The sequence below is a fragment of the Vreelandella andesensis genome, assembly GCF_003989795.1.
Lineage (GTDB): Bacteria > Pseudomonadota > Gammaproteobacteria > Pseudomonadales > Halomonadaceae > Vreelandella > Vreelandella andesensis.
Genome location: NZ_RZHG01000019.1, coordinates 404,438 through 423,549, shown reverse-complemented (window position 1 = coordinate 423,549; position 19,112 = coordinate 404,438). Strand labels below are relative to the sequence as shown.

At 51.6% G+C, this 19,112-nt stretch carries 14 protein-coding genes; 5 read left to right on the top strand and 9 right to left on the bottom strand.

The genetic code is table 11. The features are described from left to right. Position 1 precedes the first annotated feature (1 nt). Positions 2-193, top strand: coding sequence for a diguanylate cyclase domain-containing protein (locus tag ELY33_RS18250; RefSeq protein ID WP_340148119.1), 192 nt, complete (start codon positions 2-4; stop codon positions 191-193). 14 nt (positions 194-207) lie between these two features. Here the strand turns inward: ELY33_RS18250 and ELY33_RS11560 are convergent, their stop codons facing one another. The 7 genes from ELY33_RS11560 to ELY33_RS11530 all read right to left on the bottom strand — a co-directional run bounded on the left by ELY33_RS11560 (position 208) and on the right by ELY33_RS11530 (position 11,286). Then, positions 208-1,965, bottom strand: a complete 1,758-nt coding sequence (locus ELY33_RS11560) for an ABC transporter transmembrane domain-containing protein (protein ID WP_126948052.1) — start codon at positions 1,963-1,965, stop codon at positions 208-210. Positions 1,966-2,379: 414 nt separating this feature from the next. Then, positions 2,380-3,693: an MFS transporter gene (locus tag ELY33_RS11555; protein ID WP_126948051.1), complete on the bottom strand. Its 1,314-nt coding sequence runs from the start codon at positions 3,691-3,693 to the stop codon at positions 2,380-2,382. Between the two features lie 409 nt (positions 3,694-4,102). Further along, entirely contained in the window at positions 4,103-4,309 is a 207-nt protein-coding gene (locus ELY33_RS11550) for a cold-shock protein (protein ID WP_126948050.1), read from the bottom strand. A 378-nt stretch (positions 4,310-4,687) separates the two neighbouring features. Then, positions 4,688-5,239: a DUF2231 domain-containing protein gene (locus ELY33_RS11545; protein WP_126948049.1), complete on the bottom strand. Its 552-nt coding sequence runs from the start codon at positions 5,237-5,239 to the stop codon at positions 4,688-4,690. Next, entirely contained in the window at positions 5,236-6,675 is a 1,440-nt protein-coding gene (locus ELY33_RS11540; protein ID WP_126948048.1) for an ethylbenzene dehydrogenase-related protein, read from the bottom strand. Before ELY33_RS11540 ends, ELY33_RS11545 begins: the two co-directional genes overlap by 4 nt. Positions 6,676-6,871: 196 nt before the next feature. Then, complete coding sequence (locus tag ELY33_RS11535) at positions 6,872-9,976, bottom strand: bifunctional diguanylate cyclase/phosphodiesterase (RefSeq protein WP_126948047.1); 3,105 nt, start codon at positions 9,974-9,976, stop codon at positions 6,872-6,874. A 221-nt stretch (positions 9,977-10,197) separates the two neighbouring features. Beyond that, a complete protein-coding gene (locus ELY33_RS11530) occupies positions 10,198-11,286 on the bottom strand; it encodes a GGDEF domain-containing protein (RefSeq protein WP_126948046.1) in 1,089 nt (362 codons plus the stop codon). 284 nt (positions 11,287-11,570) lie between these two features. On the opposite strand from ELY33_RS11530, the gene ELY33_RS11525 reads away from it, so the two are divergent. After that, positions 11,571-14,168: a bifunctional diguanylate cyclase/phosphodiesterase gene (locus ELY33_RS11525; protein WP_126948045.1), complete on the top strand. Its 2,598-nt coding sequence runs from the start codon at positions 11,571-11,573 to the stop codon at positions 14,166-14,168. Beyond that, the gene (locus ELY33_RS11520; protein WP_126948044.1) at positions 14,168-15,070 is read left to right on the top strand and encodes a GGDEF domain-containing protein; all 903 of its coding nucleotides are present in this window, start codon (positions 14,168-14,170) and stop codon (positions 15,068-15,070) included. Before ELY33_RS11525 ends, ELY33_RS11520 begins: the two co-directional genes overlap by 1 nt. Positions 15,071-15,178: 108 nt before the next feature. Here the strand turns inward: ELY33_RS11520 and hglS are convergent, their stop codons facing one another. After that, positions 15,179-16,540, bottom strand: a complete 1,362-nt coding sequence (gene hglS / locus ELY33_RS11515; protein ID WP_126948043.1) for a 2-oxoadipate dioxygenase/decarboxylase HglS — start codon at positions 16,538-16,540, stop codon at positions 15,179-15,181. Between the two features lie 368 nt (positions 16,541-16,908). Here hglS and ELY33_RS11510 point away from each other — a divergent pair, with 368 nt between their 5' ends. After that, complete coding sequence (locus tag ELY33_RS11510; protein WP_126948042.1) at positions 16,909-17,796, top strand: LysR substrate-binding domain-containing protein; 888 nt, start codon at positions 16,909-16,911, stop codon at positions 17,794-17,796. A 181-nt stretch (positions 17,797-17,977) separates the two neighbouring features. Continuing rightward, positions 17,978-18,454 carry a LabA-like NYN domain-containing protein gene (locus ELY33_RS11505; protein ID WP_126948041.1) on the top strand — a complete coding sequence of 159 codons (477 nt, stop codon included), beginning with the start codon at positions 17,978-17,980 and terminating at the stop codon, positions 18,452-18,454. A gap of 111 nt (positions 18,455-18,565) precedes the next feature. Here ELY33_RS11505 and ELY33_RS11500 read toward each other — a convergent pair whose 3' ends face one another. Beyond that, positions 18,566-18,919 (bottom strand): hypothetical protein, encoded by a 354-nt coding sequence (locus ELY33_RS11500; RefSeq protein WP_126948040.1) that lies wholly within the window; start codon positions 18,917-18,919, stop codon positions 18,566-18,568. Positions 18,920-19,112 lie beyond the last annotated feature (193 nt).

Sequence of the window (19,112 nt, the reverse complement as noted above, 5' to 3'; positions counted from 1 at the left end):
AGTGCGCATCGGTGTTGCGCGGGACGTGACAAGCCAAATTCAAGCTGAAGATGCGTTACGTTTTCTCGCCCACCATGATCCACTGACAAAACTAACTAATAGGACGCTCTTTTACGATCGGCTAGTCTTAGGATTGAGCGCAGCCCATCGCCATCAAAACGGTCTCGCACTGCTCTTTCTGGATAGTAGCTAAGTCGAGAGTAGCGTTTAGGCACCAAACTGCAACGCCGCTAAATGGCGATAAAGCGGGCTAGTCGTGATTAATTCAGCATGTGTGCCCGACGCCACAAGCTGCCCATCTTTCAGCACCAACAAGCGGTCTGCGTTAATTACCGTCGCGAGCCGATGGGCAATCACAATACTAGTGCGTCCGCGCATCAGCCTATCTAACGCCTGCTGTACAAGGCGCTCGCTCTCGGCATCCAGCGCACTGGTCGCTTCATCAAGCAACAGCACCGCCGGATTTTTAAGCAGCGCGCGAGCAATCGCAAGCCGCTGGCGTTGCCCCCCAGAAAGTTGCACGCCACCAGGCCCTAGAGGTGTATCAAATCCCTGGGGAAGCGCGTCAATGAAGTCAATTGCGCTGGCGTCAGCTGCCGCAGCACGCAGTTTGCCACTACTCGCCCCAGGGCAGCCGTAGCGAAGGTTGTCAGCAACCGAACCACTAAATAACACAGGTTCTTGAGCAACGACTCCCATAACGTTGCGCAACGCAGCGATGTCCAACGTACGGATATCAAAGCCATCCAACGTAACACGGCCTTGATCGGGATCGTAAAAGCGTAGCAGTAGCCCTAATAAGGTGCTCTTTCCAGCGCCAGAAGGCCCAACAACGGCCACCCGCTCTCCGGCCTGAATACTCAGATCAAAGTGGCAAAGGGCTGGGATTTCTCGCCCAGGGTAAGTGAAGCAAATATTTTCTAAGGTAATGTGGCCACGCACAGGATGTGGCAATAGGGCAGCGCTAGAAGGAGGCCGTATAGTGGGCTGCGCATCAAGTAATTCAAATAGACGTTCTGCTGCTCCGGCGGCACGCTGCACATCACCCGCCACTTCCGCTAAGGTAGCCACCGCCCCGGCGGCAAGCACTGCGTAAAAAATAAATGCCGATAACTCTCCGGCGCTCATGGTACCGGCCAGCACCGCCTGACCGCCTTGCCAAAGCATTAAGCCAACACCACTGAAAACCACCAGCATTGCAACGCCGGTTAGCCAGGCACGCTGCTGAGTTCGCGCCACCGCACTGACAAACGCCTGCTCGACGCGCTGACCATAGTGGCGTTTATCAACCGTTTCATGGGTAAATGCTTGAAGCGTTCGAAGTCCGCTGAGCGCCTCTTCAGCATAGCGGCCAAGTTCCGCGACACGATCTTGGCTGGTGCGAGAAAGCCGACGCACGCGACGGCCGTACCATACAATCGGCAGCAACGTGGCAGGAATACCCACAAGCACCATTGCCGAAAGCCACGGCTGAGTCACCAGCATTAGTACGACCGCACCAATCAGCATGAACACATTGCGCAATGCTAGTGAGATTGAAGAACCAAACAGGCTTTGCAGCACGCTGGTATCGGCGGTCAGCCGTGAAGCAATTTCGCCCGCCGCGCGACCATCACTGGCACTTTCGAAAAAACTCGGTTCCAAGGTTAGCAAATGGTCAAAAACATGCCGACGCAAATCGGCAGCAAGTCGCTCCCCAATCCAGGTAACTTGGTAGTAGCGCAACGCAGATGCCGTCGCCAATAACGCTACTACGCCCAGCATCATCCCCAGCGTCTTGGCTAATGCCCGTGAGTCCCCCGCCAGAAAACCATTGTCGATCACCAACCGCAGCCCATTGCCTAGCAATAGCACGCTGCCGGAAGCCAATAGCAAAGCAAAGCCTGCCAAGGCAAGACGCAAACGGTAAGGCCGTAAAAAGCCTAATAACCGAAGCAGGACATGGCGATTAGGGCGCTGGTTCATAATAGTAGCGGGCTCAGTAACAGGAAACGATCGACGACCATAGCAGGCAAACTGATGGCACGCAGCCAACCGTTCGTTGATGCGCGCTTTCAACACAGCTGGGTTATGGACTCAATGGCTGCTACAGTGAACTACGGTGGCAAGGCCAGGGTAGGCGATGGCACCAACGATTGACCGTGCAACCGCCTTAAATACCCCAGCCCCACAAACAAAGACGAGATTAATATGACAGCGTCAACAAAAACGACATCTACACCACCCTCTACACCCCTTCGATTGCCCTGCCGCGGCTGCCTTACCAACTGCCCAAACTATGCTACTTGTGAAGGTAAACCCTGGCGGAAAATCGCTAACCAATCTTGATGTCACTAGAGCAGTCGGCCCCACTATTCATTAATCTCAACCGCACAGCGATTAAGAGGTATTGGATTCTTCAGCGGCAAGTTCAATCGGTTCGCCATTTTCGTCAAGCAACTGGTGGTCATACGCTGCCTGAAGACCCGTCTCTTCAGCGGGCGGCTGCTCTTCTTGAACTTGTTCCTCTTCTGCGTTCTCCTCCGCCCAGTCTGCCCAGTAATCAATGTGCCCTGGATACGCTGGCGATATAACCGCCATCACAATGCCAATAACCGAAAAGACTGAGAACGCATAGGCATATCCAAACCCATCTACCAGTAGGCCAACGACCGGCGAGCCTGCCGCTTGCCCCAACGCACATGCCATAAAAGGCAGCACTGGCCCCATCGAGAGTCGGCCAGGTAGTAGCCGAATACCGGTCATTAAATACAGGCCCGTCAAGCTCATATAAGCAAGACCGAAGACCAACGCCGAAAACATTGCCAATCCTAACTGGCTTGGGCTCGCAGCGAGCAATACTAAGCTCGCAGACAACATCATCAGCATTAACGCTTGCGTAATGGGCGGGTTGTTGCGGTCAGCCAAATCACTCACTACCGCTCCCCCAAGCCCCGCAAGCCCTACCGCAAACCAAAGCCAGCCGGTTTGATGAGGTGGCAACCCGCCAAGAGTAACGGCTAAGTCAGGGGCAAAAAGCCAGAACGGCGAAGACACAAAGCCCATGGCAAAAGCAAAGAGTGAAAGCCGGATAAGACGCGACCACTGTAACCGTGAGATCGGCGGTGGTGGCGCCGCATTCGCTGGCACAACCCGAGAAACCGAAGGAATGAAGTACCACGCGGCGATGACTCCAACGCCTGCCAACACAGCAAAGCTTAAATAGGTAAAGCGCCAGGCGTTTGCCAGAAATATAACGGTGGGCACTGCCACAATAATGCCGACACTGGTGCCTGCATTCATGATGGAGCTAACCCGACCATGCATCGTTCGGCTCACCAACGCCTGCATCGCAGCAGTCAGTGCGGGCATCATCAAGCCAGTGCAAATGCCACACACAAACACACCCACACCGAGCGATAAAGCACTTGACGACTGACTGATCAACACAAGGCCGGCAACACCAAACCCGCCGGAAAGCACTGCCAAGTTACGCGCACCGAGCCGATCCGCTGCAAGCGGAGCAACCAGCGTGAAAAGTACGAAACTAATAAATGGCAGTGCCCCGATAATACCAACCAAGTACGCTGTCAGTTCCAGCTCAGCACTAATGGAAGGCACAAACAAACCAAACGCAAAACGCGCAAGCCCATAACTAATCGCGACCAGGGCGGCTCCAAATAAGGCAAATCCCATGTTCGACAAGGTTTTCATACCGGATGCTCCACCGCCGTGTGTTGCTTACCTACGAATTCACTTGGCTTATTGTCGTAGCAACATCCGCAATGAGCAATGCACATGAGGTATTGTTCGAGAAAATAGCAGTGACTAAGCAACAGCGAAGAGAATAAAATTCATACATATCAGAATATTATTAAAAAAGCGAAGAACAACGGCGATGAAAAAAGCAGGCGATCGGCTACGTACTATTATTATCTACGTACCATTATTATCTACGTACCATTATTATCTACCTACTATTATCGAAGTAGGATATAGAGTAGCCATTAATAAAAAACAAAAAATATACGGAAACAAAAGCAAATAAACACAAAAAACCCCGCACTAGGCGGGGTTTTTAAGCTTACCGAACTAGTCGGTAACTAGCATCACAGTATGGTTTTTACGCCATTACCTTGATGTTAGAAGCTTGAAGGCCTTTTTGGCCCTGGGTGACGTCAAAAGAAACCTTTTGACCGTCTTGCAGGGATTTAAAGCCTTCTGCTTGAATTTCGGAGAAGTGTGCGAACAAGTCGTCGCCGCTGACTTCAGGAGAAATAAAGCCGAAGCCTTTAGTGTCGTTAAACCACTTTACAGTACCAGTTGCCATGATCGAAGATCCTCGATTTAGCGGAATTAATGCCGGGGAAATACCCGAGTTACAGAGGGTAGGACAAGAAACTTTCACCAGGCTCAACGCTAAAATGCTTCGATACTGCTGACAACGTTCGACTTGCTAACCAACTGAGACCAGTTTGCGCTTCTATAGCGCTCACGTCAACAGTAGTTAAAGAAAAAATATAAATAAGGCAGATAATTAAATTAAGTATGGCGTGTTTATTTTGTAAATAATGTTAAGGCAACGAGAGCTCGGTCATTTAATTGCAAACATTCACTCTCGAATAACCTTGCTCTAAACAACGGCACGGGGCTCGTCGAAACGAACCCCATGTTTCATACCTTTGTTCCATATCAGCAAGCGCTGGCATCAGCCGATTCGACGTTGGCTCATAATGCCGAGCACCCCTAGAGCAATGCCGATGAGCACCATGACAGCGATGACCCACAATGGGCTATAGAAGGTGGTGTAGACTTCCCATCCCATTAGGCTAAGCACCTGGGAAAAGGCGGTGGTGGAACCTGTGAGGTGGCCGCCTAGGGTTCCAGCCGATGCGAACATAAGGCTACCGGTCAAGGCTAAAATCACCAGCACCCAGCGGCGGGCACCATCGAACGCCGTATCACCGGCTTTCCATACTAATACGGTGATCGCGGAGTAGATGCCCAGCGACCAAAAGGCCATTAGGATATGGTTGCGCGCCAGCGGGCTGGCGAGGTTCGCGGCCATCGGCCAGACGATAAACCCGATAGCGATGGCCGCGAGTGCTCCTAATAGGCTAAGCACCAGCACCGGCAGCAGAGCAGCACGGCTGATATCCGCCAATCGACCGGTCATAAAGGAGCCGACCAGAATCATCAGGGTGGCAAGTGCCCAGAATCCTATCGGAAAGTGGGAGAGCATGGCATGGGTGCCGTTCATGAGCGATCTCCTTGGCGAGTGGAACGAAAGGTGGGCAACAGAGCCAGGGTCACGCCGAGCATGGCAATCAGGCCCGCTATCAGGGTCATCAACCAGCGCGAGGTGATGGCGTCATTGAATTCCATCTCTACCCCATACAGAGCAAGCTGCTTCTCGCTGTGGCGCGCACGCACCGGGGTACCTTCAGCGATGTCCTCGGCGCCAGCATGGGCGCTGCTGATCAGCAGCGGCCAGTTAACCTGCCCGGGATAAAACAGCGTCATGTCGAACCAGTCATTCGACCAGTCGGGCGAGTCCCCGTTGAAGGCCATGGCCTGAAAGTCGGCCTCGCGCCCTAGCCCCACCGTGTAAGGATGGGAGACGTAGTGCCAGCGACTACCGGTGGCATTGCGATAGACGCCAATGCCGATGTCGTAAACGCCCTGTTCGCGGAAGGCTTTATCGTCCAACGGAGCTTGGGTATCCATGTCACGCACCAGGGTCACGTCCCAGTAGCCATCTTCCCAACGTGCCTGGCCGTGCACAGCGATATCGCCGCGGGAGCCTACAGGCTGGCGCAGTAGACGCCGCGGGATGACGTCACCGTTCTGCCAATCGTGATCGGGGTCGAAATCGGTTCGGTTGTCTTCCGACAAGTAGTAGAAACCGTCGAAATCGACGTCGCCCGATGTCACGTCTTCCCAGCGCAAGGATCGCTGACCGGTCTGTTCAGGGTCGAGCATCCAGACCGGTTGTTGGCTATCGTCATCCCAGTTGGTGGTATAAGGCCCGGAGCCAGCGTCGCTGTTGCGATACTCGCCGATCCACTGGTCGTCAGATACATTGATGGGATTGGAGCGTCCCGCGCGCCAGTGCCAAAGGTCGAGAAAGTAGCCGGCCTCGCGCTGTGTCGCCAGTACATCGGCGTCCACGACGCTGCGCCAGTCTTTTTGGTCGGATCGCGTGGCCGGCAGGTACTTCCGCACATCGCTCTGGCCCAACTGTTCACCCAGGTGCGAATGTTCCGCAACCTCTGCTGGCGAAGCCGAGTCGGTGAAGAAGCGCATTTGATCGCCGACGGTGATGTAGCCACCGTAACGGCCGAACTGGGGAACGCCACCATCATCCACCAGCATGGCGACGCGGTCTTCATAGGTGCCGTCGGGGTCCGGCCCGGGTACCGAGCGGCCGTGACGAACCCACTCGCCATCTTCGTAGCGCAGCATGTCATGGTAGACATGGGGGCGCTCGGCTGGCCAGCGATAGCGGAAGAAGATCTGTTCCCCATTGTAGGCGGACTGCACTTGCAGCGGCATGGTCAGCTCTTCGGGAATGTAGATATTGCGCTCGAGGTCGTTCTCGATTACCCCGGTGCCTTGAGTTATCCAGGCCAACCCAAGGGCTATCGGCAGCCCAAGAACTAGCCAGGGGCCAACTCCCTTATTACGTGTTCCCATAAGAACTCCTGCCCTGAGGAAAAAATTTCTTCATTGTCCTCAGTCAGTATGGTTTCGTTTGAAAACTATGCCTTGATATTGATCAATATAAGTGCGACAAAAAACCGCCAATACTTAAGACTGTTACCCATTGACAAAATAACCTGTGTTGTCGGTGAATCTCACGACAGCGTGCGAGCTATGGAGGCTGGAGCTATCAGGAAAGCTTGATTGCTTCGAGCATTTTTGAGGGTTCTTCGTACCACGTCTGCAGCGCCTTTGCTGGCATAGGGCGGGCGATACCGAACCCTTGCAGCAAATGGCAGCCCATTTCCGTCAACCGTTTGATGTGGGCATTACTCTCAACCCCTTCAGCGACTACTTTTTTGTTGAATCGCCTAGCCAAGTAGATAACGCTCTCAACAATGGCCAAGTCATGTTCGCGCTCTAACATGCTGATGACGAAGCTGCGATCTATCTTGACCACGTCCACGGGTAGGTCACGCAGATAGGTCAGCGACGAATACCCCGTACCAAAGTCATCCAAGGCGATCTTCACACCCAGCGAACGACAGGCACGCATGACGTGTGTTGCGGCTTGAAGATCATCCAGGGCAGTGGATTCCAGCACTTCAAGGCATAGCCGTGCCGGCGATACATCAGGGTGTGCAGCTAACGCGTTCTGCAAAGTATCGAAGAAATCGGCCCGGGTGAGCGACTGGGGACTCAGGTTAATACATACCTCAAGCATGATGGCGCTGGAATGCCACACCTCCATCTGCTGCAGTGCCGTTTCGAGCACCCATGCATCGAAGCTCAGTTCTAGCTCGCTGCCGGCAATCGCGGGTAAAAACTGGTCAGGCGCCAGCAGCCCAAGCGTTGGATGCCGCCAGCGCACCAGCGCTTCCACACCGGTGACCCTTTGAATGACCGGGTCAAACTGCGGCTGGTAAAAGAGCACAAACTCACCCGCATCAAGTGCACGTGCAATTAGTCCGCGCTGAATTTGGAGATCTTTCAACGCTTGCTCACGTTCAGGATCAAACAGCACAAAACGGTTCCCGCCAGCCATTTTAGCGCGATACATCGCTTGATCAGCGTGACGTAGCAGGGTGTCAGCATCATTGTGATCAGCAGGAAAAAGCGTCACGCCCAGACTGCCGGTCAGAGTCAACGACGTCTCATCAGTGATACCTAACTCAGCGAGCCTCAATGGCTGCGCCACTTGTTCAAGTATGGACGCTAAACGCTCGGGGCTGCCCTCAAACCGGTGCAGCAAAAAGGCAAACTCATCTCCCCCGATGCGAGCGATAAGGTCACCTGATCCTAGCGCATTAACTAACTGTCCAGCCAACGCCACCAGGACTCGGTCAGCGCCAACCCGACCAAGCCTCGAATTGAGTTCCTGAAAGCCGTCCAAGTCGAGTACCGCTATTGCCATGGTTTCATCGGGCTTGTCGTTATCAAGCGCCTCATTCATGAGTTCAATCATGTGGCGGCGATTAGGCAACGCCGTTAGACGGTCCACATGCCCTGCTTGAAACAGTTCATTTGCATGTTGCTTGATGCGCGTCAGGTCTGAGAAAACGGCGACATAGTGGGTCGTTTCACCAGCGCCATTGCGAACCACCGAAATTGACAGCATCTCTGGCAGCGGCTCGCCATTTTTGCGACGGTTTAGCACTTCACCCTGCCAATACCCCGTCTCATTCAGCGACGCCCATAAAGAACGATAAAAAGCACGTGTTTGACGCCCTGACGATAAGAACCGAGGGTCCTTGCCAAGCACCTCGTCACGGTCGTAGCCAGTAATGCGCTCAAACGCCTCATTAACCTCGATAATACGGTTATCGCCATCCGAGATCATGATCGCCTCACGGCTGCTGGAAAACACCTTAGAAGATAGCTCTAGGCGCTTCCATGCTTCATCATTCTGACGGCGCAGTCCCAAACCGTGGATCAGTTGACCAAGCGGCCTGAGCAGTGGCTCAAGCAGCGTAAGCGTATTCTCACTATAGCCCCTAGCGCAGTTGGCGAACCCAAGCATAGCCACCATCTCGCCTTCCACCGAGACAGGCAGACACAACAATGCATCAAGGGAAGGATGCCCTTTAGGCAGCCCGCCACGCCGCGGGTCGTGGGAAGGCCGATTACTAATCAGTGGCTCGCCAGTGTGCAAAACATGGCCATAGAGTGAATTTAACTGAGAGAACACTAACCCGTCCTCTTGCGCCTTGCGGTAAAGCGCCCGCGAGGGGTCATCCCAACTGATATCAGTGATGGCATGGGTTTTAAAGTACGGCTCCCCCTTGTTATTCTTAAACACCTCACCAATGAACCCGTAATCACTTTCTGTTAACGAAAGCAGCGCTTCCAGCGCGTCTGAAAACGTCGCAGAGATAGGATCTCCTGCAATTATGCTCGCTTGTAGGCGATTGATCAGAGCATCGATACGGTGCCGCCACTCAAGCTCCTGCTTACTCTGTTGAAGAGGCGTAATGTCTTGCAGGGTACCCACAATATGACGAGCAGGTAGCACATCATCGATAGAGGCACCGGTTAACTGTACCCAGGTGACCGATGCCGCTCCTGGGGCTTTCAAACGTAGGCAGGCGTCAAATGAGGTGCCCTGCTGGATAATTTCACCCAGCCCACTTTCAAGTGTGTCGCGATCTTCACATAAATAGTGGTTTGCAAGCTCAAGCCGGTTACCGGGCGCCAACGATGCAGCACCATGAAGGCGTTGAAACTCGTCATTGCCCCACACTGCATTAGAGCTCACATCGAGCTCCCAAACACCTAGCCCTGCCTGATTAACAATCCGTTCAAGCCGTTGTAGCCGCAGCAACTCAAGGTGGCTGACGACCTGGTGAGCTAGGGCCTTTAAGTGCCGTTTATGCTCATCAGATATTGTCCTTGGGCGATAATCTATCAGGCACAGTGTGCCAATAGAAAACCCATCAGGCGTCACTAGTGGCGCTCCAAGGTAATAGCGAATATAGGGTGGGCCGGTGACTAACGGATTGTTCTGGAAACGGGCATCTACAGTGGCATCCACCACTTCCATAAGCTCATTGCCCAAAATGGCATAAGCGCAAAATGAGATATCCCGAGCAGTGTTAGCAATATCGAGACCCACCTGGCTCTTAAACCACTGATGGCTCTCTTCAACCAAGCTTACCAGCACAACGGGAACCTCAAAAAACTTGGCCGCCGAACGAGTGATAGCATCCAACGTTGCGTCGGGCGCCCGGTTGTGACGTGTATATCGCCACATCGCACGCAACCGATCTGTTTCATTTTGAGGTAATGGTGCAACCATTAGCATCTCTCAACGAGGCAGAACTGAAGGCATAACAAGTGACAAAAAAACAAACGGCTGAACTCACGACGCATGGAAAAGTTCCTTACATTATTTTCCTGGGCATCTTTTAGTATCGGCGGGAGCTGAGATAGCTTGAAAAATTTAATTTATAAATAAGGGCGTTACGTCGCATCAAGTTTAAACCGCTGTTCTGAACAACAGCGTACAAGCGTTACAGATCAACTGTCGTTATTTTTCGGGGTGACTTCAGGTGCGGTATTTTCTAATACGACGCCATTACGCCCTTGCCGCTTTGCTTGATAAAGCAGCCCATCAACAGTGCGCAACCTCTCTTCTAACTGACTGTTCGCGTTAAGGGGGCAAATGCCAATACTCACTGTGACATAGATAGGTGTTGTGGGCTCTGCTGCCATTGAGGTGTTGGCTAACTTATTCAGCAGACGTTTAGCCGCTTGCTGCGCCTTCTCAACAGAAGTGTTGGGCATTAGCAGCATAAACTCTTCTCCGCCCCATCGAGCAATTACGTCAGTCTCACGGAATACCGCTAGGCAAAGCGTGGTAAAGCGCTTCAATACGTCATCTCCGACGGGATGCCCAAACGCGTCATTGATACGCTTAAAATGGTCCAAATCCACCATCACTAATGCCGCGGTGGGGGCGCCACGTTTTACGAGCGCTAACGCTTCATGCAGCCGTTGTTCGAATGCACGACGGTTTAACAAGCCCGTCAACATATCCGTCGCGGCTAACCGCGCCATTTCTTCCCGGGTGGCCTCCAGCTCAAGAATTAACTGCTTTTGATAACGGTGCGAAAGCATCAGCTCCATATGCGCCATTACTTGATTTGCTAGAGCTTGCAACGCGAAGCGCTGCTTGTCCGTTAGCTCACGTGGCTGATAATCCAACACACATAAGGTGCCCAGCGGATACCCTGATTCGTTTTCTAGCAATGCCCCCGCATAAAAGCGTAGATGGGGGTCGCCGATGACTAACGGGTTACTGGAAAATCGCTCATCCAGCGTGGTATCTGGAATAATAAATAAACCTGATTGAAGGATCGCATGAGCACAAATCGAAACATCCAACGGGGTTTCACGTATTGGTAGCCCCTTGATGGCTTTAAACCACTGGCGGTCTCGGTCAATAAAATTAATTACCGCAATAGGTGCTTCGCAGATGATAGAGGCTACCTCAACTAATTCATCGAACGCGGCTTCGTTAGGGGTATCGAGAATCTCGTACTCTGCCAGCTCAGCTATCCGCAACTCTTCATAGGCTGAGGTACATCGTTCATCAATTTTTGACATAGCAGTTTAGACATCCATAGTACAAATAAGGCCATGGCACGGTGAAACAGCATGACCAAAAGACGCCCAAGGGCTGAGCTGCCAGGTACTGTCGATCGTGAGATTAGCACAAAAGACGAGCGCTTTTACGTTGCTATCCCTTATGCTTAATTACATGGTACATATTGAGTAGTACGTGTTGAATGGTACGTGTCGAACAGTACGTGTCGAACAGTCGCGCGACAGAATCAAACAAAGCACACAATCATCAGGCTCTAGAGCCTAATGCATGAAAGAGGCGCGTTATGTACCATGAATTTCCGCTATTAGAGGCCCAGCAGGAAATCCACGAGCTGACCGCTGCCGGAGCGCCACTCACCAAAACGTTGGTTGTACTTATTGAGTGGGCGGAACGAATGCTGCCAGACGCGCTGATTTCTATTATGCGCCTAGATCCTGAACAAAACACGCTGAGCCTCGTTCCTAGCCCGCGCTTCTCGGCTGACTACATCGCTCAAATGCAAAACATTGAGGTTGGCCCTGCGATTGGAACGTGCGGAAGAGCCGCCTTTAAAAAACAGCTGGTAGTCACTGGCGATATTGACACTGACCCTAATTGGGAGGACTTCCGCGAATTAGCACGAGCAGAAGGGCTACGCGCTTGCTGGTCAATGCCCATCCTTTCCGCTAATGACGAAGTGTTGGGCACCTTCGCTACCTATTACCGCCAACCAGCAACACCTTCACAAAGCGCTCAAAACTCCTTAGCCCGGAGTGCCAGCCTCGCAGCCCTGGTGCTTTTGCGGCACCGAGATAAAAAACATCATCGCACGCTATCCGAGTGGCACCGCTCTTTGTTTGTTAATCATCCTGACGGCGTTTACGAATTTGATCTTAACGGACACTTTCAACGCTGCAATAACGCACTTGAGAGCATTACCGGATATCGGGCGTCTCATTTAATAGGCTTACATTTTAACCAATTTATTGCTCCCGACTTACAGGAGCTTACCCAGCAAGCGTTTGATACTGCCTGTCGTGGCGACGCTATTACCTACGAAACCGTTGGCAAGCATGCTGACGGCCATTACTACCATTTGGAGATTACCAATTTCCCCGTGATAGTGGATGACGTGATTGAGGGGGTTTATGGAATATGCCGCGATATCACCGAGCGCAAACAACAAACCGAGGAAATGCGCTTGCTGAAACGGGGGATGGAAGCCAGCCCCAGCGGTATTATCATGGTGGATGCGCAACAGACTGGCATGCCGATTGTGTTCGCCAACCCTGCCTTTTCACGCATTACTGGCTACGAGCCCAATGAAATCATTGGTAATAACAGTCGCTTTCTACATGGCCCAGATACAGCCCCTGAGGCAATTAACGCCATTCGAACGGGCATGAACGAACAGCGTGACGTGAGTATTACGCTGCTTAATTACCGCAAAGACAGCGAACCCTTTTGGAATCACCTAGTGGTCAGCCCTGTGCTTGATCAACGTGGTACCTGCACCCACTTTATCGGTATTCATCAGGACATCACCCACGAGAAGGCCCAAGAGGCCAAACTGGCCTATCAAGCGACTCATGATCTGCTCACCGGCCTGCCCAACTACTCTGCTTTTACCGAACAGTTAGCCAGTCGCTTTCAGCTCCACGCCCTAAGGCCACACCTTGGCACGTTGGTGGTAATGCAGCTTGATCTGGACGGCTTTAAAGCCATTAACGATGGTCTGGGGCATCACGCTGCTAACCGCGTGTTGATCGCCGTGGCCCAACGCTTGGCCGGGCTGATTAGCTCTCCGGCCATGGTGGCCAGGCTAGTGGGAGATGAATTTGCGCTGTTGTTAAGTGTAAAAGATGACATCGCCGCTAAAATTAATCTGCTAGCTGAGCGCATTCTCACCATTCTTGCAGAACCTATTGAACTTGAGGGCCAATTAGTTCACCTCAGCGCCAGCATTGGTATTGCCTGCGACACCGCGACCGTTGAAGCGCCCTACAGCCTGCTACAACACGCAGACTTGGCATTGGAGCAAGCCAAGCGTCAAGGACGTAATACTTGGCAATGGTACCGAGGCCGAAAAGCGGAAAGTGTTAAACATAGCGTCGCCATGCGGCACGACTTACACACGGCGCTTATCGAAGGACATTTTGAACTGCACTATCAGCCGCTGGTCGATGCCATGAGCAGCCGCATGCGCAGCGTTGAAGCACTAGTGCGTTGGCGCCACCCTACGCTTGGTTTAATTGCTCCAGGTGACTTCATCCCACTTGCTGAGCAAACGGGGCAAATTATCCCCCTTGGGCGCTGGGTGCTTCTTCAAGCCTGTCGAGAGATTGCTACACTAAATGAACAAAGTGATCGGGTGCTGTCAGTGGCAGTGAATATTTCTTCGCTGCAATTCTGCCGAGACGGCTTTCTGGATGAGGTCAAATACGCATTAAAAGCAACCGGTTTACCACCGGAACGCCTTGAATTAGAAGTAACAGAAAGCGTCTTATTAGATGGCACAGACCCCATTATTGAGCTAATGCAAACGCTTGTAACCATGGGTGTGCGTGTCGCCCTAGACGATTTTGGCACCGGCTTTTCAAGCCTCAGCTACCTATGCGACTTACCCACCCATAAGGTCAAGCTAGACCGTCGATTTGTGCAAAAGGCGTTGAAAAATAGACGCATGGCTGCAATTGTCCAAGGCGTAATTACCATGGCACATCACATGGACATGCAAGTTGTCGCGGAAGGCATTGAAACCCGTGCGCAACAAGAAGACCTCACTCGCCGTCACTGCGACCTGCTTCAAGGGTACCTATTTGCACGCCCCATGCCACTAGAAGAACTAAAGCGCCTGCCCGACTATTTACCCGCCATCCTAGCAGCCAATAAGATAGAGTAATGATCAACGTTGAACAGATGGCCGCCGTTCTAGAAGCCTTACCGGATCCGGCGTTTATATTGTCCCGAAGCGGCAAATACGTCGCGGTGTTCGGTGGCAGTGATGCGCGTTATTACCACGATGGAACCGGCCTCATTGGTCTGTACATTCCAGACCTGATTCAACCGGAGAAGTCTGATTGGTTTCTTAAACAGATTGACCGAGCGCTAGAGTCACGGAAGCTAGTGGTTGAAGAGTACGAACTAAGCAATAGTGATGTGAAAGGTTTGCCCAATGAAGGCCCCGAGGCACCAATATGGTTTGAAGGGCGCATCCAGGCTCTGAATTTTTTAGTGGACGGTGAAGAGGTGGTGCTCTGGGTCGCGAGTAATATTTCAGAGCGACATGCGCTCGAAATTAAACTACGGGCACTGAGCGATACCGACCAGCTCACTGGCCTTTTCAATCGAAGGAAACTAGAGCGCGACCTTACACTTCACTATGATAAGTTCGTTCGATATTCCGTGCCAACATCCATTCTGATGTTTGATCTGGACAACCTTAAAAAAATTAACGACTCCAAGGGACATCACGTTGGGGATGAGATGATCCTTACCGTGGCAAACGCTTGCCGGTCAGCAATTAGAAAAACTGATACCGCCTGCCGCTTCGGTGGAGATGAGTTTGTGATCGCCCTCTCCAATACCGGTCATGACCATGCCCATCTTTTTGCCCAACGTTTAAACCAGTACTTTAGAAAAGAGCTAAGTCGTTTCAACGTAGGAGACACTTTTGCGACGGCCAGCATAGGTGTCACAACGATGATATCGGCAGACCGCTCATATGAAGACACTCTCAAGCGTGCCGATCAAGCCCTGTATAAAGCTAAAGGGCTTGGCAAAGATAGAATTGTTTCACTCTAAAACAATGTATCGACAATAACGGTGTAAACGCTGGGCAACTCAAACCCAGTGCGACCACATTATCCTTTAACTAATAAGCGTGATATCAGGCAAATCTTAAGCAGGCGTTCAACCTTTTAAACTTGCCAACACCCGCGTTTTAGATGCGTTTTCGCGCTCAGCATAGAGCGATAATTCATCGGTTACCGGGGCTCCCAGCGCTTCTTCAAAGGCATTGCGATTAGCATTTCCAGCATAGGCTTCACTTTCTGCGCCCCCCAGGTTCGACTGGAAAATACCTGCTGCACTGACCGGTAAAAAGTCTTCATAGGTAATCGGTTGCGCTTCCACCAGCCCCTGCGCAATCAACGTATCCATATCGGTGGTATCAACGCTTTTAGCAACCTGCCCTTTCTCGGTCAGGTGATAGTGAAAATACGCTAACGCCTCACGGCGCATGGTCTCATCGTTATCAGGGAACTTGGCAAAGACGTTATTCATGACCGTCTGATGGGCGTCATTATCCAACCCCGCGGTCTGCTTGCGCCCGTCATTAAGCAACTGATCGTAAAGCGCGCGGCCTTTCGGCGTCAATGCCACACCGCGCTGCTCAATTTCACCAAAACGCGCGGTATGCGTGCCCTGGGCATCCCCGGCAAAGCGAATTGATTCTTCTAACGCTTTAAAGCTGGTTTGGCGCAGCAAAATCGGACACTCACGACGCGGCGGACCTTCAATAACAGCTTTAGGGTTCATGCCCATTTCTGGCATGCGACGCTGGACTTCGTCGATATCCAAGGTGCGCGGCGTCAAGTGATTGATATGCGGCCCTCGGAAGCACACCACATCGGCAATCAGGCGGTGCTCATCATGCAGTGCCTGATAAGTCTCCAGATCGACCGTCGCCTCCTGGTGCCAACGGAACGTTTCCAGCGCCTCCTTGACGAACTGGTCGGCCTCTTCGCTGGTAAACCCACCTCGAGTTTCATGGCGTTCGATAAGCTCGCGCACCCCTGGGGTAAAGATATCGCGCCTGGCCAGAATCTCTTCTGAACGCTGGCGCAGCGCCTCACTTTCAACAAGCTCTAAGCGCAGTAGCGAGGTAAACACGCGGAAAGGGTTAATCGCCAGAGCGTCATCGTCGATGGGCCGAAAGGCGGTTGAGTGAACCGGCACGCCCGCTTCAGAAAGGTCGTAATACCCCACCGGATACATGCCCATAACAGCAAACAGACGGCGCAGCATGGAAAGCTCTGCAGCGGTTCCCACGCGAATGGCCCCGTGACGCTCTACGCTCAAACGTGCTAATTCACCCTGTGCTTCCAGGCGACGATGCAGTTCAGGCCGCTGACTAAGCGTTTCGTGGTTAACGCGTTCAACAAGTTCAAGCAGCGTGCCGTACTGCGGCACTTCAGCTTGATACATGGCCGACATCGCCTTTGAGAAACGGTCACGAACATCATTGGTTGAAAGAAGGTCTGTTTGAGTCATTTTATTGCTCTCTTACCTATTTGGGGTGATGGCCAGATACCGAGCCATTACATCAATGCATGTTTATAACGCACCTGTTAATAACGCACCTGTTTATAGCGCCCATCTTATAACGACCATCTTATAACGCTCATCATGGGGGAGTGCGTCTGAAAGGCGCGCATATTATTTTATCAAACAGGTTCATGCAGCAGATCGCAAACGAAAAAAAACGTTCATTGCATTCCAAAATGGAATATATAAATTGAATAATTCTTGGGCTTATTGTGCAATATGCGGTACTAAGGGGAATAGTATGACCTTAATTCTCTCGACTTGGGCGATTCCGTCTTCTCGACGCGCCTGGCACTGGATAAGGAGCGCCTGAGTTGGCATCTCGACATCTTCCTTCTACCGCGGCGATGCAATGCTTTGAAGCGGCGGCGCGCCATATGAGCTTTACTCGGGCAGCGGACGAGCTAAATCTCACGCAAAGTGCCGTCAGCAAACAGGTGGCACATCTTGAAACCACGCTGCAACATAAGTTATTTCGTCGCGTGCGGCGTAGCCTACTGCTTACCCCAGAAGGTGCTATCTTTTTAAGTGACGTGCGTAAAGTGCTCAGCCAGCTTGAGATGTCGACGCAAGCGATCATGACCTACAGCGGCAATAGCGAGGTGCTTAAAATCGCCACATTGCCTAGCTTTGGTAGCCGCTGGCTGGCCAATAAATTACCCTCCTTCTTAAGTGCTAATCCAGGCATTAGCCTGGAATTTCATGACCGCGTAAAAGATTTCGATCTTGAACAGCAGGGTATCGATATCGCGCTGTTTTACGGACATGGCAGTTGGCCGAGCCTTGCTTGTCATAAGCTAATTGATGAGGATATGGTCGCGGTTGCTTCCCCAGAATTACTCGCCCAGCACCCCATCAGCTCGGTGAATGATGTAACACGACTGCCGCTGCTTCACCTCTCGACACGTCCTGACGCGTGGCACCATTGGTTTGCAAACCAACAGATCATCACTGACCGTAGCTATCATGGTACTCGCTTTGAGACATTTCCCATGCTGGTACGAACAGCAATGGCAGGCGGAGGCGTCGCGCTGGTTCCTCACTTTACCGTGGACGAAGAGCTGGAAGGTGGCCGATTAACACTCGCCTGGCCATATAGATTGCTCAGCGAAAGTGCTTACTACCTTGTCTACCCTGAACATTTAGGAGAACTCGCCAAAGTGCGACGCTTTGTGGCGTATATTACTCAGTTCAGTAATTGATTTTTTAACGTGATGAATTTTCCCGACAATCATCGGGTATAACTATAGTAGAATAGTTCGATGACTTTTCAGCATTAGCCTTGAGTGAAAGTTCACAATTATTATAATAATGGCCATATTAAAGCTAAAACTACTTGAACAATAAACCCATCTGATAACTAACGAAAAACGATGATAAATCATGATAAAAGTTGCAATATTTATTGATATCCAAAACGTATATTACACCGCGCGTGAAGCGTATGGTAAAAACGTTAATTACAATAAGCTTTGGGCACAAATAACCGCCGATAGAGACGTTACAGCCGCTTTTTGCTATGCCATTGATCGGGGTGACCAAAAGCAACGGGAGTTTCAAAACATACTGAGAGCGATTGGTTTTAATGTGAAGCTGAAACCCTTTATCCAACGATCCGATGGTTCTGCAAAAGGCGACTGGGATGTGGGCATTGCTCTTGATGCTATGGAATACGCTGAACAGGCAGATGTTATAGTGTTAGTGTCTGGCGACGGAGACTTCGATCTTCTAGTCAACAAAATACGTGTTAAGCACGGTAAAAAAGTGGAGGTGTACGGCGTTCCCCAGTTCACAGCCGCGTCGTTAATCAATGAAGCCAGTGAATTTATAGCAATAGATCAATCACTTTTGCTACGTTAGATTTATGATAAAGCCATTTCCCCACAGAAACGGTTTACGTGACGCTTTGCTCCTTGTTTTCTTTGCCCTTGTTTTCTTTTTACTGTTTGTTTCTCCATGGATTACCGCTGTTTATTCGCGTTGTAACTGGTCAACTCGAGCGAGGATAAGCCGCCGCCCCTTATTCGGCGAGAAGTGAAACTGACCTTCCACCTCCACGCTTTCACCTAAATATGGCGCTATTTCCTGATGGGGGAATATCTCAACCCGATTAAGGTGCTCATCTTCTATCCAATAATGAAGGGGATCATTGAAATGCCGCACGACGCCTTGGGTAACGACATTCTTGTCGTCAAATGAAGCAGGATTGTTCACCAACAGGGGCAATGGCACCGTCACTGTCAGCTGCCCGCGACATCCGCTAATCAGCGTTACCGTCATCAGCATGGCTGCCGTTAGGCCGGTGCGCTTTTTGAGTAGCTCCATTGCGTTGCTCCTGCTAACTGTTGACTGCTTTTTGATCTCGTTGGATGACGATACAAGCAATTTCCCACGCGTTCCGTCCTCCCGCCAAACCAACTTATTATACAATCTTTATATATTCACAGACTCACGGTAAAGTAAATGTTCAACCCCTACCTTGGGATGCCCGATGCTTCATCCAGTTCGCTCCCATCAC